Source organism: Rahnella sp. BCC 1045 (genome assembly GCF_019049615.1).
Taxonomy (GTDB): domain Bacteria; phylum Pseudomonadota; class Gammaproteobacteria; order Enterobacterales; family Enterobacteriaceae; genus Rahnella; species Rahnella contaminans.
In genome coordinates this window covers 79,434-94,632 of the sequence record NZ_JAFMOZ010000137.1, presented here as the reverse complement: position 1 = coordinate 94,632, position 15,199 = coordinate 79,434, and the positions used below count along the sequence as shown (strand labels likewise).

Below are 15,199 nucleotides of genomic sequence, written 5' to 3'. Positions count from 1 at the left end.
TTTACGTTCAGGGCGGAAATATCCGCCCTGAAATTATCTTATATTCAGCTACGCTGTGCGCGCTGGATATCCTTGATCCGCTGTTTCTCAGCTCTGGACATAAACCACCAGGCAATCATGCCAATGATGCCCACCACCAGCAGGATGAGCGTTGCCAGTGCGTTGATTTCCGGGTTAACGCCCATTCTCACACTGGCGAAGACCAGCATTGGCAAAGTCGTTGCGCCCGGCCCGGCGACAAAGCTGGCGATAACCAGATCGTCGAGCGACAGCGTAAACGCCAGCAGCCAGCCGGAAATTAGCGCTGGCAGGATCATCGGCAGTGTAATAATGAAGAAGACTTTCACGGGCGCCGCGCCTAAATCCATCGCGGCTTCTTCGATGGAACGATCCAGTTCCCGCAATCTCGCCGACACCACCACCGCCACATACGCACTACAAAACGTCACATGCGCCAGCCAGATGGTAAACATGCCACGCTCAGCCGGCCAGCCAAAAGCGTGCCCCATCGCCACAAACAGCAACAGCAGCGCCAGACCCGTGATCACATCGGGCATAACCAGTGGTGCCGTCAGCATAAACGCAAAACCCGTCGAGCCACGAAAACGCTGGAATCGCACCATCACGACCGCAGCCAGCGTACCGACAATCACAGCCATTGTGGCCGCCGCCGTGGCAATCGTCAGGCTCATTCCCACCGCGCTAATCATCGCAGAATCGTGGAAAAGCTGAGTATACCAGCGGGTAGACCAGCCCGCCCAGACCGTAACAAGCTTAGAGCTGTTAAACGAATAAATAACCAGCATCAGCATCGGCGCATACAAAAACGTAAAGCCGAGCACGAGAATAAGAATTCGCCACGGCGAACGGACAACCGGTAACTGATTCATTCTTTTTCTCCCAGCTCTTTATTTTGGTATTTCTGGAACCACAGGATCGGCATGATCAGCAGTAACAGCATGACCACCGCCACCGCAGAGGCCACCGGCCAGTCGCGGTTATTGAAGAATTCCTGCCACAACACGCGCCCGATCATGTTGCTGTCCGGGCCACCGAGCAGTTCAGGGATCACGTACTCGCCGACCGCCGGAATAAAGACCAGCATGGAGCCGGCAATAATCCCGCCTTTGGTCAGCGGCATAATCACTTTGAAGAAAGTTTTCATCGGCCGGGCACCAAGATCGGACGCCGCTTCCACCAGCGAATAATCCATGCGGGTCAGCGCGGTGTAAATCGGCAGGATCATAAACGGCAGATACGAATAAACAATCCCGATATACACCGCCAGATTGGTGTGCAAAATCACCAGCGGCTGGTCTATGACGTGCAGCCACAGCAGCACGTTGTTCAGTACACCGTTGTCTTTGAGAATGCCAATCCAGGCGTAAACGCGGATCAGGAATGACGTCCACGACGGCAGGATCACCAGTAACAGCAAAATGTTACGCATGGATTTGCTGCTGTGCGCCACGGCCCACGCCAGCGGATAACCAATGAGCAGGCACAGAATCGTGGAAATGGCGGCCACTTCCAGCGATTGCAGATAGGCATCAATATAAAGCGGATCTTGCGTGAGCCCGATGTAGTTACCGATATTGAGCGCAATATCCAGCATGCCGTCTGACCAGGTGACCAGATCGGTATACGGCGGAATGGCGCGCGCCATCTCGGCGAAACTGATTTTAAAAACAATCAGGAACGGCAGTAAAAAGAGCAGCAGGAACCACACCAGCGGCAATAAAATCACCAGCTTACGGCCATGACGTTGTTGCAGACGTCCGGTCAGGGCTTTGAATCCGCCCGGAGGTTTCGCGGTGGTCACTTCAGAAATCAAAGACATCATCGTCCCCTTAAACTGTCAGCACGACGCAGCTGTCGGCTTGCCAGCACAGACGCACTTCGTCGCCCCAGGTCGGCATGCCCTTGCGGAAACGGTGTCCGTTTTGCAATTGCGCCGTAATCATCTGACCGCTGTGCAGTTTAACGTGGTAAATCGACAGGTCGCCCAGATACGCGATGTTCACGACTTCGCCCACCGCAAAGTTGCAGCCGTCTTCCGGCACGTCTTCGCAGAGCATGATTTTTTCCGGACGCAGCGCGACAAACACCGGTACGCCGTCCACCACCGAGACATCCGGATCCACTTTCAGCGGATGCAAAAGCCCCGGCGACGTGAGCACTAAAGCCTCATCCAGACGTTCTTTCAGCACGCCTTCAAACACGTTCACCGAGCCGATAAATTCGGCACTGAAACGGCTGGTCGGATGCTCGTAGATTTCTTCCGGTTCACCGATTTGCACAAACTTGCCGCGGTTCATGATGGCGATACGCCCCGCCATAGTCATGGCTTCTTCCTGATCGTGCGTCACCATCACGCAGGTCGCGCCAACGCGCTCGAGAATATCGACCACCTCGAGTTGCATACGGTCACGCAGTTTTTTATCCAGCGCGCCCATCGGTTCGTCGAGCAGCAATAATTTTGGCCGTTTCGCCAGACTGCGGGCTAAGGCAACGCGCTGACGCTGACCGCCGGAAAGCTGATGTGGCTTACGTTTGGCGAATTCCTGCATGTGAACCAGCGTCAGCATTTCTGCCACGCGGCTTTTGATCTCTGCCGACGGTAATTTGTCCTGCTTAAGTCCGAAGGCGATGTTTTGTTCAACCGTCATGTGCGGGAACAGCGCGTAGGACTGGAACATCATGTTGATCGGCCGCTGATACGGCGGCACCTGCGAGAGGTCCACGCCATCAAGCACAATCTGTCCCTGCGTGGGCTGTTCAAAACCGGCCAGCATGCGCAACAGTGTCGATTTACCACAACCGGACGCGCCGAGCAGTGCGAAAATCTCCCCTTTATAGATGGTCAGGCTGACATCATCCACGGCGGCCTGACCGTCAAAAGACTTGGTTAAATTGCGGATCTCCAGCAAAGGCGTGAAACCTTTCTGGGACTTAGGCTGAGGGCGTGGAATGGCGTCGTTCACTCAGAGGAATCTCCGGTATCAAAATAAAGCTGTATCAAATAAGCATAACAGTCAGGGGGAAAAGTGCCTGATTTCTATGCCCAAAAGTGGCCTGGAACAAAATGCCAGCGGCCCCGCAGGGTTGTGCGGAGCCGCTGTAGTCTTCCTGACCTTTTCTAAAACGGGTACTATTTTCCGGTTTTTACTTTAGTCCACGAACGGGTGATAACGCGGTCAATTTTCGGATCCTGTACTTTCAGGCTGAAGAGTTTGGCCTGCACATCTGCCGGTGGATAAATGCCCGGGTTGTTGCGCACATCTTCATTCACCAGTGGCGTAGCCGCTTTGTTGCCGCTCGCGTAGTAAACGGTGTTACTGATTTGCGCGATCACTTTCGGTTCCATCAGGTAGTTGAGGAACTGATAGGCTTCGTCGAGGTTTTTAGCATCGGCCGGAATGGCGAAGACGTCGAAGAATGCCAGCGCGCCCTCTTTCGGAATGCTGTACGCCACGTTCACGCCGTTTTTCGCTTCTTTCGCGCGGTTAGACGCCTGCATCACATCGCCCGCCCAGCCGATCGCCACACAAATGTCGCCGTTAGCCAGATCGTTGATGTACTGGGAAGAGTGGAAATAACGAATGTTCGGACGCAGTTTCAGCAGCAGATCATTCGCCGCACCGGTGTAATCCGACGCTTTAGTACTGTTCGGATCCAGATGCAGATAGTTCAGCACAGTGGCGTAAATTTCAGCCGGTGCGTCGAGGAACGAAACGCCGCAGCTTTTCAGTTTCTCTAAGTTTTCAGGTTTGAGCACCAGATCCCAGCTGTTTACCGGCGCATCTTTACCCAGCACGGCTTTCACTTTATCGACGTTATAGCCGATACCGGTAGTCGCCCACAGATAAGGAATCGCGTATTTGTTGCCCGGATCATGCTGCGCGACCATTTTGAGCAAATCAGGGTCGAGGTTTTTATAGTTTGGCAGTTTGCTCTTATCCAGCGGCTGGAAAACGCCCGCCGCCAGCTGGCGTTCAAGGAAACTGGCCGACGGCACGACCAGATCGAAACCGGTGCTCCCTGCCATCAGTTTGCCTTCCAGCACTTCGTTGGAATCAAACACGTCGTAAACCACTTTGATGCCGGTTTCTTTCTGGAAATCAGGCACGGTGTTTGGCGCGATATAATCGGACCAGTTGTAGATATGCAGCGTTTTCTCTTCCGCAGACGCTGTGACGGACGCGGCCATAACCAGACCGGCGACAACACCCGATAACCACTTTTTACGCAGGGTGAACATCCGTTACTACCTCCAAGACAGGGGAATATAAATTGAATTTGTATCACTCAGACTGATACAAAACCTTTCACACAATGCCAACGCTCACCCATTAAACTTGCATAGGCATTCAACGCTGACGCATACGCTGCCTGCGAATTAACCGTTTGGTTTTACGACGTAATCACGCGTGGTGCAGAGTCAGAAGCATAGCGCCTGCAACCCCCGTGTACCAGCCTCCTGAGACAAAACCGGCGTTTATCGATTATTTATGCAGATTTGGTCTATACCGTCTGGCATTTTGGCTTTTAACAAAGTGAAATATCTGGCAACACCGGCACAAACGCAGCATAACTTATGGCGAAAGCGAATAAAGGCAGCGGAGCCGCAATAAACACGGCTCGCAGGAAAGGATCTTCAGAGGGAGAAAAATAACTAACGGGGTTTAATGCAACAAAGGCAGATTCACGGAAACGGCCGGTGTGCCTTCTTCATCGTCGCCAAGGAACAGTAAATCGTTGGCGTGGGCTTCAAGAATAATCATCGACATCTGCTCTTCCGCCTGTTGCAGGAAGAAAGCGAATTGCTCTTCGGTCACGCCCACGGCGATCGTCAGCGACTGGCAAACAATCAGTTTCGGCAAATTGTCATCCTGAATATCGACAAAGGCCTTGATGGTCAGCGAGCTGGCGTTAATCGAGCTTAAATCAGCAACCAGCGGGATCAGCGCCGTGGGTTTCACTTCGGCCAGCGCGGAGAACAAAATTACGTTGTCCACGATATCGAGTTTGGCATCAAAAATGCCATCAAAATTCTGCATATGCGGCAAATGGAGAGCCTGACAGGAATCACACTCGAAAAAAGAAATGCCCAGCTGATCCAGCCAGCGCCGCAGCAGCGCCAAATCAGGGACGATGAGCGAATCCATAGAATGCCTCACAAGTTCAAAACAACGAGAATAACCACGCCTTCGCAACACCCGCAGCGTTACGAAGGGGGTCATAGCTTACGGAATATTACCGGTCAGCGCTACGACCAAAGGCCTTTTGATGCACATTAGCGCCGGTAATTAAGATTTAACCGCCAGATTTAAGCCTGAATCCCGGCTTCGCCCGCTGTTCAATGTAATCAATCATCATGCCCGCAATATCCAGGCCGGTTGTGGTTTCGATGCCTTCCAGCCCCGGCGATGCGTTAACTTCCATCACCAGCGGCCCCCGGTGCGCACGCAAAATATCGACACCGGCAACGTCGAGCCCCAGCGTCAGCGCCGCTTTCACCGCAATTTCTTTCTCTTCCGGCGTGATTTTGACGTTGGTCGCGGTTCCGCCGCGATGAAGATTGGAACGGAAATCGCCCGGTTTGGCCTGACGTTCAATCGCCGCCACCACGCGTTTTCCCACCACCAGACAGCGGATGTCACGCCCTTCAGCTTCGCGGATATATTCCTGAACCAGAATGTGCGCATTCAGCCCGCGGAAGGCGTCAATCACGCTTTCCGCCGCCTGACGGGTTTCAGCCAGCACCACGCCGATGCCCTGCGTGCCTTCGACCAGCTTGACCACCAGCGGCGCACCGCCGACCAGCGCGATGAGATCTGACGTATCGTCCGGCGCATTAGCAAAACCGGTGATCGGCAAATCTATTCCTTCGCGCGCCAGAATCTGCATCGAACGCAACTTATCGCGCGCCCGGGTAATCGCCACAGATTCATTGAGAGGAAAACTCCCGAGCATTTCAAACTGGCGCAATACTGCGGTGCCGTAGAACGTAATGGCTGATCCAATACGCGGGATCACCGCCTGGTATTTATCCAGCTGACGCCCGCGATAATGCACACTCGGCGCGGCCGGATTGATGTTCATATAGCAGGAGAGCGGATCAATGATGTCGATCTCATGCCCCCGGGCCTCTGCGGCTTCCCGCAGCCGTTTACACGAATATAAAGATCCGTCACGGGAAAGAATTGCAATCTTCATCCGACACTCCATCGCCGATTAGCGTGTTGCCCAGCCTTGCTTATGTAATGCGTCCAGCATAACCGGACGCTGTTCCTTTTTCAGGGTACGGATAATCAGTGCGCTCCAGGTATCGCGGCGGGCATTACTGTCGCGTTGCAGATAATACGCGCTGAGCTCTTCGTCATATTGCGCCAGAAGTTCTTTATCCAGCGGCTGATAGCTGTTTTCGTGAACCAGCATGGACTGCGGCATCCGCGGCTTGACCTGATGATCCTGCGCAGGCGTGCCGATACAAAAACCGAACAACGGCATCACGAATTTCGGTAATTTCAGCAGCGCGACAACGTCTTCCACCTGATTACGGATCCCACCGATAAATACGCCGCCCAACCCGAGTGATTCGGCGGCGGTCATGGCATTTTGCGCCATCAGCGCGGTATCCACGCAACCGAGCAGCAATTGTTCCGCCAGCCCCAGTTCGGCCTCAGGGTTAATCTGCAAGTTGCGGTTGAAATCGGCACAGAAAACCCAAAATTCAGCGGCGCTGGCCACGTATTGCTGCCCGCCGGTGTACTGCACCAACGTTTCGCGCAGCGCCGGATCGGTAACGCGGATAATCGATGAACACTGCAAAAAGCTGGAAGTTGAGGCAGATTGCGCGGCAGCAATGATCGCCTCACGCTGTTCATCGGATACCGGCTGGCCGGTAAAAGAACGGATGGAACGGTGTGAGCGCAGAAGATCGATAGTCGGCGTCATTAAAAAAATTCCTGAACGGATGAAAAAGCGAAAACAGATGTTGCAATCATTCATGCTGCGCGCCCTGTTTGCAAGGCTTGTGACATCAAATGCTGTAACAATATGCGCACCCGAAAAATCCCTGATTCATCATTTGGATAGGCAGAAGGTATCAGACCGACAGGTAATTCCTGCTTTTTTTTGTGGCTTGCAACAGGCATAGTAGCGGCATCAAAAAGGTGACGTGCATAACAAAAATAGTCACTCCCTTTTCATTTATCTCGCTGGTATTAACAAAGGAGTCTCCATGTTTGCAGTAATTTTCGGGCGTCCTGGCTGTCCTTATTGTGTACGTGCTAAAGAGTTGGCTGAAAAACTGACTGAAGAACGTGATGATTTCAATTTCCGCTACATCGATATCCATGCGGAAGGCATCACCAAAGCTGACCTGGAAAAAACAGTGGGTAAACCTGTTGAAACTGTTCCACAGATTTTCCTCGATCAGAAACACATCGGCGGCTGCACTGATTTTGAAGCCTATGCCAAAGAACATCTGGCTCTGTTCAGCAACTGAGTGGTTCTGAACTCAGCAAAAAGGCGCTCATTGAGCGCCTTTTTTTATGGCATCGGAAAATGTTTACCGGTGCTGTCTGAACTGTTTATACGCAGTAAAGAGCAGCTGAATCAGCATCGCGCCCAGCACACACCAGAAAATCGCGCTGGTTGCGTAAGCCACTTCCTGCACCAGCGGACGCACGCGCGGATAAAATACCATACGCAGCGCGGTACAAACCGGCACAGAAATCAGCGCACCTATCAAAGATGAAAATATCGGCGAATCGCGATATATCAGCCCGGTCAGCAAACCCGGCAATAAAAATAATAACAGACCATATTCCGGACCAGGTGTTATATCTCTAACAACTATCCAGCTATTTTTTAACGAAATAAAAATAACTATAAAAATAATGCAACAAAATAGCGGGGCTATTAACTTTCGCCAAAATGCCATCTGACTTCCTCCTTAAAGTTGGCGAGATTCACAGGCCGTCTGCACTGCATGCAATGCGTTCATTTTTACCTGACAGAGCCTTGCCGGCTCACTTCCCTGACGCGTTCCGCAATCCCGCGAAACACAAAAAAAGCGTTCAGTTGATTTATACGGGCTTTTCTCTGGCTGAAGAGACGTTCTATGACTAAAATGACGCCCGAAACCTGCTTTTCTAATTCACGATTTGAGAAACCAAAGGTGTTTAAAAAAGTAGGAATTTTCTGGATCTGAATTTATCCTTTACATTCTCCTATATCAAGAATTTGTTGGTAAACAATAAGTTATCCTTGTGAATATAAACGTCGCTAGTTTGTTAAACGGGAATTACATCCTGTTATTATTTGTGGTTTTGGCACTGGGCTTGTGCCTGGGGAAAATTCGCCTGGGCTCCGTTCAGCTCGGAAATTCTATTGGCGTATTAGTGGTTTCCCTGCTTTTAGGCCAGCAACATTTCAGCATTAATACGGAAGCGCTCAACCTCGGTTTTATGCTGTTTATTTTTTGCGTGGGCGTCGAAGCCGGACCCAACTTTTTTTCAATTTTCTTCCGGGATGGCAAAAATTATCTGATGCTGGCGCTGGTCATGGTCGGCAGCGCGATGCTTCTCGCGCTCGGTCTTGGCAAGGCATTCGGGTGGGACATCGGTCTCACCGCCGGTATGCTCGCCGGTTCCATGACCTCCACGCCGGTTCTGGTGGGCGCGGGAGACACACTGCGCAATACCCTCGTGGGCAGTAATACGCTCAGTCCCGCGCTGGATAATCTGAGCCTCGGCTACGCACTGACGTATCTTATCGGGCTGGTCAGCCTGATTTTCGGCGCACGCTATTTACCAAAACTGCAACATCAGGATCTGCCAACCAGTGCGCAACAAATCGCCCGCGAACGCGGTCTGGACACAGACAGTAAGCGAAAAGTTTATCTTCCGGTGATCCGCGCCTACCGTGTCGGGCAGGAACTGGTCGCCTGGGCTGATGGCAAAAACCTGCGTGAACTGGGGATTTATCGCCAGACGGGTTGTTATATCGAACGTATTCGCCGTAATGGAATTCTCGCGACGCCGGACGGTGACGCCGTGTTGCAGGTCGGCGATGAAATTTCGCTGGTCGGCTATCCGGACGCGCACTCACGCCTTGATCCGAGTTTCCGTAACGGGAAAGAAGTTTTCGACCGTGACCTGCTCGATATGCGCATCGTGACGGAAGAAGTGGTGGTGAAAAACAATCACGCCGTCGGCAAACGTCTGAGCCAGCTCAATCTGACCGATCAGGGTTGTTTCCTTAACCGCGTGATCCGCAGCCAGATTGAAATGCCGATCGACGACAGCATCGTGCTCAACAAAGGCGATGTGTTGCAGGTCAGCGGCGACGCGCGTCGTGTGAAAAGCGTGGCAGAGCGCATCGGCTTTATCTCCGTTCACAGCCAGCTCACCGATTTACTCGCCTTCTGCGCCTTCTTCATTGTCGGCCTGATGATCGGGCTGATCACCTTCCAGTTCAAAAGCTTCAGCTTCGGGATTGGTAACGCCGCGGGCCTGCTGTTCGCCGGTATCATGCTCGGCTTTCTGCGCGCAAACCACCCTACTTTCGGCTACATTCCGCAGGGTGCGCTGAATATGGTCAAAGAGTTCGGTCTGATGGTATTTATGGCGGGTGTCGGCCTCAGCGCTGGTGCGGGGATCAACAACGGGCTTGGCGCAGTCGGCGGACAAATGTTGCTGTCCGGCCTGATTGTCAGCCTTGTGCCGGTGGTGATTTGCTTCATCTTCGGTGCCTACGTACTGAGGATGAACCGGGCATTACTGTTCGGCGCCATCATGGGCGCACGAACCTGCGCACCGGCGATGGAAATCATCAGCGACACCGCCCGCAGCAACATTCCGGCACTGGGTTATGCAGGAACCTATGCCATTGCTAACGTATTACTGACACTCGCGGGGACACTGATCGTCATCATCTGGCCGGGAGCGTGACGTAAGTTGTTGATCACGAATGTGGCAAAAAAAAATCAATAATTTTTTTATATTTTTGCCACATGGCGCGAACTTTTAAAGGGGAGCGAAGTCTTAATTAGTGCCACTGCTTTTCTTTGAAGTCCCCAAATTTGGAGAGCCCGTCAATCCCGCCTTTTTAGGTTCAAGATTGCCGGGTTTTTTCTTTTCTGCTTTTAAAACCCCCCGTTCCCCCCTTGTAAACCCATTGACACCTTCCCCGCCAAAATGGTTGTATAACACAACCAAATCATCAAAAGCCTTTTATCATGACCGATAACACACTTCTTATAGAAAACATCCGTACCGCTTCACGGCTGATGGTTCGTGAACTGGGGTTTATGAACCCGACGCTTGCCGCTACGGAATATTCCGCGTCGGCGGTGCATACGTTGCTTGAAGCTGAAAGGCTGGGCGCGGTGACGGCGGCGCAGCTGGTGAATGAACTCGGGCTGGAGAAGTCGAGCGTAAGCCGGATGCTCGGCAAACTTATCAAGGCCGGTGAACTCACCGAGGTAGTTTCTGTGGATGACGCGCGGGTGAAGCACCTTCAGCTTACCGAACAGGGCAAAGCCAGCGTCGTGAAGATTAATGCGTATGGCAAAATGCGCGTCGCAGATGCGCTGGCTCATCTTGATACTGCAAAGCAGAAAGCCGTCGCTGAAGGGATTTCTGCCTACGCCCGCGCACTGAAATCATGCCGTGACGGTTCACAGGCAAATCCGCAAAATCCTGTGATCATCAGCTCCGGTTATCAGCCGGGTATGATCGGGCGTATTTCAGAGATGCACGCCCGTTTCTATTCGCGTCATGCCAACTTTGGCAGTTTTTTTGAAAGCAAAGTGGCGGCGGGGTTAGCGGAATTCACCGGTCGCCTCGGTCATGAAAACAACCGAATCTGGCTCGCGGTTCAGAACGGAAAAATAGTCGGTTCTGTCGCCATCGACGGGCAGGATTTAGGCAATAACGAAGCACATTTGCGCTGGTTTATTCTTGATGATGGCTGCCGGGGAGGCGGTATTGGCAGAAAACTGCTCAGCGAAGCGGTAAATTTCTGCGATCAGCAAAAATTCTCAGCCACTCAGCTCTGGACTTTCAGCGGGCTGGATGCCGCGCGCCGTTTGTATGAATCGTTTGGTTTTACTCTGACAAAAGAATGGGATGGCGACCAGTGGGGAAGCCGCGTCATGGAGCAACAATTCACCCGCACCGCGGGCTGACAAAGTGTCACGCCGCCGCAGTGATTTCCGGTGGCGTGACATTGGCGTTACCCGTTTCGCTAATTTTCAATCACCCGCAACAACGTTCCGTCGATATCAATCAGCGCACCCATTTTTAATCCCCACGGCTGCATTTCAGGCAGATGAATGCATGGCCGCATGTTCCTGTCCTGCCCTATTCCGGCTGCAATAAATTCATCAAAAATGGCATCGGCATCATCCACGCGCAGGCAGCAGCTGAACCAGCTGGTGAGCGGGTCGAGATCGACGTGCAGGAAGAATTCCAGCGTAATACCGCCGCGGCTCATGATGAGCCAGCTGTCGTCGATATAGCCGGTAGTAAAGCCTATGCTGCTGTAAAAGCGTTGAGTCTCTGTGAAATCCCGGGAAGGAAGATTGGGTGTGGCGTGATCAGTCATTGGCGGCTCTCAGTCGTCGGATACGAACTTCACGTGCCGGAATAATGCCTGAACGAAAACACAGGGGAAAGTACGGGGAATAAGATTTTGTGAGGAAAGTCATCTCCCGCCTTGCAGCGGGAGATTCAGACACGAGAGACGCAAATGCCCTTAACTTTCAGGGCAGCGTCGGCTTATCAGAACTGATAAACCAGGCCTACGGCCACAACGTCGTCGGTATTGATGCCAGCATCGCGGGTCAGGCGGGTGTCATCCATCAGATTAATTTTGTAATCCACGTAGGTCAGCATGTTTTTGTTGAAGAAGTAAGACGCGCCAACATCAACATATTTGGTCAGGTTCTGGTTGCTGTAACCCGGGATATTACGTGCGTGAGACTGCACGTAGGCAACAGACGGACGCAGACCGAAGTCGAACTGGTACTGTGCCACAGCTTCGAAGTTTTGCGCTTTGTCGGCATAACCGTAAGCGGTGCTGCCTGCTTTACCGAAGCGGTTTGCGTTGTAGCTTTGGGTGTACATCGCCGCCAGGTAGATATTGTTGGCATCGTATTTCAGGCCGCCGCTGTACGCGGTCGCCTTGTCGCCGTTACCAATGATTGCCGGGTTGTTGCGGCCGTTCTGCTCGTTGGTACGGTCAGAAGCCATCATTGCGGCTGCTGCGCTGAAACCTTCGCCCAGGTCATAAGACAGGGACATGCCATAACCGTCGCCGTTTTGAGCTAATACGTCACGACCGTTGTTAGATTCGGTAGCGCTGCCGTTTTTGCCCTGATACTGAACCGCGACATCCAGACCTTCGACTGCGCCGAAGAAGTCTTTGTTACGGTAAGTCAGCACGCCGTTTGCACGCTGGAACATGAAGTTGTCTGCGCCGTAAGTATCGCCGCCGAATTCTGGCAGAACGTCGGTCCAGGCTGCCACGTCATACATCACGCCGTAGTTGCGGCCGTAGTCCAGTGAACCCCACTGGCCAAATTTCAGACCTGCAAAACCTACACGGGTGAAGTTGTTATTATCAGCGCTTTCAGCAGAGTTCAGGGCTGCCTGATATTCCCACTCGCCGTAACCGGTCAGTTCGTTATTAATCTGTGTTTCGCCACGGAAACCCAGACGCATATAAGACTGGTCGCCATCGGTACTGTTATCTTTGGAGAAATAATGCAGACCGTCCACTTTACCGAACAGGTCGAGTTTGTTGCCGTCTTTATTATAGATTTCAGCAGCGCCGGCAGTGCCAGCCATCATCAGAGCGGGAATGACCAGAGAAAGTACGCGTAATTTCATCATCAATATCCTTGATTATTTATAAGCCGTCTAAAATGCCATCCGGCAAGTGTTATTATCCGGTTACCGTGAAGTTATATTTTCCCTTCTTATGGCCCGGAATTGACGTGCGTAAAATTAAACGATGAGAACTTTGGTTGCAACCTGTAAATATTTGAAATAAGTTTCGTTTGGAAATCGTTTATATAAATGCCACGCATCAATCAGATATATATTCATTTAAAAACAATCCATTACGTGAAGATAATAGCGAAGTGAAATTATAGTAAATTACAGAAACTATTCAGAATCGTAGTAAAAATATTCTCATCCGGCGACGTGAGTGCGAAAATTTCGCCGGCAGATTAAAGATATTCTGTGTAAGGTTTTGTATATTCCAGCGAAACGGTTCACTTTCAGGTTAATAAAAAACCACCAGGGCGGTGGCTTTTTGAACATCCATTCCGTGCGGGAATTTACATAATTCGTTCGAGGCGCTGATCCTTACCGCCTAAACGTCCGTCAGTCTGATTCCACTCTTTTTCATACGCCTGATAGGCAAATACAAATGCCTGATGCCCGTCTTCAAATATCTGATCAGGACGTTTGTGCCAGCCGGAATACGCGTCATAACGCAATATTTCAAAACCGTCTTCCGCCGGATGAATAAGGTAGGTGTAATGCTCACAAAACTCCGGCGCATAGGGAATATCTTCCCCGGCTTCGAGCGTGATAAACAGACCGCCAAGACGTAATTTAATCATTGATATCCTTTTTCATGATCCACAATGGAGTGGTTTGCGTTGCCGTCACATAGGCCGTCTCAGCGACCTGATGCATGCGCTGACGCTGATAAAATCCGATAGCCGGGAGATTACTTTGCAAAACCGTCAGCCACAAGCACGATTGTCCGTTTTCACGGGCGGCGGTTTCTACGGCGTCAAATAACATCGCGCCCAGCCCGCGTGCCCGGCTTTGGGGTTTGAAATACAGCTTACACAACTTCGCCCCGTGCCCTTCCGCGCCCTCAAGAGGCTGATTGAAATGCACTTTTGCAAAACCGACCGCGTCGCCCTGTTCCTGTAACACCAGCCAGCGGTGATCCGGGCTCTCAAGCGTGTTTTCCATTTCTTCGTTACTGAAGTCATCGGCCAGAAACTGTTCCAGCTCGTCACTATTTTGCCACAGGTCGCCAAAATAGTGGCGATAGGTCTCACGTCCCAGCGTTTGCAGTTCGCGCTGGTCGGCCAGCGTGGCCTGACGAATGTCCATTTTGCTGCTCTCCTGTCTGATTTTGACTACAATGTTCAGGCCAAAGTGGATTGGCAATTAAGATTATTTTTATAGGAGTCATTCAAATGACGCAAAATATTTACGATGATCCGGCCTTTTTTGAAGGCTACGCGCAACTCGGGCGATCGCAGTTCGGGCTGGAAGGAGCGCCGGAATGGCCTTCACTCAAAGCCATGCTGCCTGATATGCAGGGCGCACGCATCATCGATCTGGGGTGTGGCTACGGCTGGTTCTGCCGTGCTGCGCGTGATGCCGGTGCCGCAGAAGTTTCAGGGCTCGACGTTTCAGAGAAAATGCTGGAAAAAGCCCGGTCGATGACTTGCGACGATGCGATTCATTATGCCCGTCAGGATCTTGAAAGCCTGACACTGCCGGAAGCCGCTTTTGAACTGGCATACAGCTCGCTCACGCTTCATTACATCGACGCCCTGCCCGCGCTTGTGCAAACGGTGTTTCACGCGCTCAAACCGGGCGGCAGTTTTGTCTTCTCAGCTGAGCACCCGATCTATACCGCGCCTTCAAGCCCCGCGTGGATGATCAATGAAAGCGGGCAAAAAACCTGGCCGGTCGATGGTTATCAGCATGAAGGCAAGCGTGTCACAAACTGGTTTGCCGAAGGCGTGGTCAAGCAGCACCGAACGCTGGGGACCTACATCCGCCTGCTCACTGATGCGGGTTTCGTTATCCGCGGGCTTAATGAGTGGGGTCCGTCAGCGGAACAAATTGCCGCACAACCCGCGCTGGCCGAAGAGGCTGAACGTCCGATGCTGTTCCTGATGTCCGTCCAAAAACCTCGCTAATCGTCTTCTCAGACACTTTTTCTTTCATTTTTTCAGTCAGGCAATTGCGCCGGGAGGCTCGTCCTCCCGCCTGCTTAAGGCTTCCTTAAGTTCTTCTCTTTACACTCTATTTCATCGCGAAACTATACCGCCGTTCAACGAGTGCGGATATTCAGACGATACCCCCTTTACCTCACAGGCAGCACAAACTAACGTGGCATCCACGTTTTTTGCCTGTTGTCA

16 protein-coding genes are annotated in these 15,199 nt (G+C 52.0%); 4 read left to right on the top strand and 12 right to left on the bottom strand.

Annotated elements, in window-relative coordinates; all coding sequences use genetic code 11:
- Positions 1 to 44: 44 nt before the first annotated feature.
- The 7 genes from potI to nfsA all read right to left on the bottom strand — a co-directional run bounded on the left by potI (position 45) and on the right by nfsA (position 6,960).
- The gene (potI, locus tag J1782_RS19105) at positions 45 to 890 is read right to left on the bottom strand and encodes a putrescine ABC transporter permease PotI (protein WP_152326960.1); all 846 of its coding nucleotides are present in this window, start codon (positions 888 to 890) and stop codon (positions 45 to 47) included.
- On the bottom strand, positions 887 to 1,840 hold the full coding sequence (gene potH, locus J1782_RS19100) for a putrescine ABC transporter permease PotH (RefSeq protein WP_152327191.1): 954 nt from the start codon (positions 1,838 to 1,840) through the stop codon (positions 887 to 889). Before potH ends, potI begins: the two co-directional genes overlap by 4 nt.
- Before the next feature lie 10 nt (positions 1,841 to 1,850).
- On the bottom strand, positions 1,851 to 2,984 hold the full coding sequence (gene potG, locus J1782_RS19095) for a putrescine ABC transporter ATP-binding subunit PotG (protein WP_152326959.1): 1,134 nt from the start codon (positions 2,982 to 2,984) through the stop codon (positions 1,851 to 1,853).
- A 167-nt stretch (positions 2,985 to 3,151) separates the two neighbouring features.
- Positions 3,152 to 4,261: a spermidine/putrescine ABC transporter substrate-binding protein PotF gene (gene potF / locus J1782_RS19090; RefSeq protein WP_152326958.1), complete on the bottom strand. Its 1,110-nt coding sequence runs from the start codon at positions 4,259 to 4,261 to the stop codon at positions 3,152 to 3,154.
- 424 nt (positions 4,262 to 4,685) lie between these two features.
- Positions 4,686 to 5,168 carry a YbjN domain-containing protein gene (locus J1782_RS19085; protein WP_152326957.1) on the bottom strand — a complete coding sequence of 161 codons (483 nt, stop codon included), beginning with the start codon at positions 5,166 to 5,168 and terminating at the stop codon, positions 4,686 to 4,688.
- 148 nt (positions 5,169 to 5,316) lie between these two features.
- Complete coding sequence (gene rimK, locus J1782_RS19080) at positions 5,317 to 6,219, bottom strand: 30S ribosomal protein S6--L-glutamate ligase (protein ID WP_165057894.1); 903 nt, start codon at positions 6,217 to 6,219, stop codon at positions 5,317 to 5,319.
- Between the two features lie 18 nt (positions 6,220 to 6,237).
- On the bottom strand, positions 6,238 to 6,960 hold the full coding sequence (gene nfsA, locus J1782_RS19075) for an oxygen-insensitive NADPH nitroreductase (RefSeq protein ID WP_217153741.1): 723 nt from the start codon (positions 6,958 to 6,960) through the stop codon (positions 6,238 to 6,240).
- A 286-nt stretch (positions 6,961 to 7,246) separates the two neighbouring features.
- Here nfsA and J1782_RS19070 point away from each other — a divergent pair, with 286 nt between their 5' ends.
- Positions 7,247 to 7,513, top strand: a complete 267-nt coding sequence (locus tag J1782_RS19070) for a GrxA family glutaredoxin (RefSeq protein WP_013575818.1) — start codon at positions 7,247 to 7,249, stop codon at positions 7,511 to 7,513.
- Between the two features lie 63 nt (positions 7,514 to 7,576).
- Here J1782_RS19070 and ybjM read toward each other — a convergent pair whose 3' ends face one another.
- Positions 7,577 to 7,951, bottom strand: coding sequence for an inner membrane protein YbjM (gene ybjM, locus J1782_RS19065; RefSeq protein WP_152326954.1), 375 nt, complete (start codon positions 7,949 to 7,951; stop codon positions 7,577 to 7,579).
- Between the two features lie 328 nt (positions 7,952 to 8,279).
- On the opposite strand from ybjM, the gene J1782_RS19060 reads away from it, so the two are divergent.
- The gene (locus J1782_RS19060; protein ID WP_217153740.1) at positions 8,280 to 9,962 is read left to right on the top strand and encodes an aspartate:alanine antiporter; all 1,683 of its coding nucleotides are present in this window, start codon (positions 8,280 to 8,282) and stop codon (positions 9,960 to 9,962) included.
- Positions 9,963 to 10,249: 287 nt separating this feature from the next.
- Positions 10,250 to 11,200, top strand: coding sequence for a helix-turn-helix domain-containing GNAT family N-acetyltransferase (locus tag J1782_RS19055; protein ID WP_165057897.1), 951 nt, complete (start codon positions 10,250 to 10,252; stop codon positions 11,198 to 11,200).
- Between the two features lie 59 nt (positions 11,201 to 11,259).
- Here J1782_RS19055 and J1782_RS19050 read toward each other — a convergent pair whose 3' ends face one another.
- From J1782_RS19050 to J1782_RS19035, 4 genes are all read right to left on the bottom strand, one after another.
- On the bottom strand, positions 11,260 to 11,619 hold the full coding sequence (locus tag J1782_RS19050; protein ID WP_152326951.1) for a bleomycin resistance protein: 360 nt from the start codon (positions 11,617 to 11,619) through the stop codon (positions 11,260 to 11,262).
- A gap of 176 nt (positions 11,620 to 11,795) precedes the next feature.
- Positions 11,796 to 12,905 carry a porin OmpC gene (gene ompC, locus J1782_RS19045; protein WP_152327190.1) on the bottom strand — a complete coding sequence of 370 codons (1,110 nt, stop codon included), beginning with the start codon at positions 12,903 to 12,905 and terminating at the stop codon, positions 11,796 to 11,798.
- A gap of 455 nt (positions 12,906 to 13,360) precedes the next feature.
- Positions 13,361 to 13,648, bottom strand: coding sequence for a hypothetical protein (locus J1782_RS19040; RefSeq protein WP_152326950.1), 288 nt, complete (start codon positions 13,646 to 13,648; stop codon positions 13,361 to 13,363).
- Positions 13,641 to 14,156: a GNAT family N-acetyltransferase gene (locus J1782_RS19035; RefSeq protein ID WP_152326949.1), complete on the bottom strand. Its 516-nt coding sequence runs from the start codon at positions 14,154 to 14,156 to the stop codon at positions 13,641 to 13,643. The genes J1782_RS19040 and J1782_RS19035 overlap by 8 nt, the downstream gene beginning before the upstream one ends.
- An 86-nt stretch (positions 14,157 to 14,242) precedes the next feature.
- On the opposite strand from J1782_RS19035, the gene J1782_RS19030 reads away from it, so the two are divergent.
- Complete coding sequence (locus J1782_RS19030; protein WP_165057901.1) at positions 14,243 to 14,977, top strand: bifunctional 2-polyprenyl-6-hydroxyphenol methylase/3-demethylubiquinol 3-O-methyltransferase UbiG; 735 nt, start codon at positions 14,243 to 14,245, stop codon at positions 14,975 to 14,977.
- Positions 14,978 to 15,199: the final 222 nt, after the last annotated feature.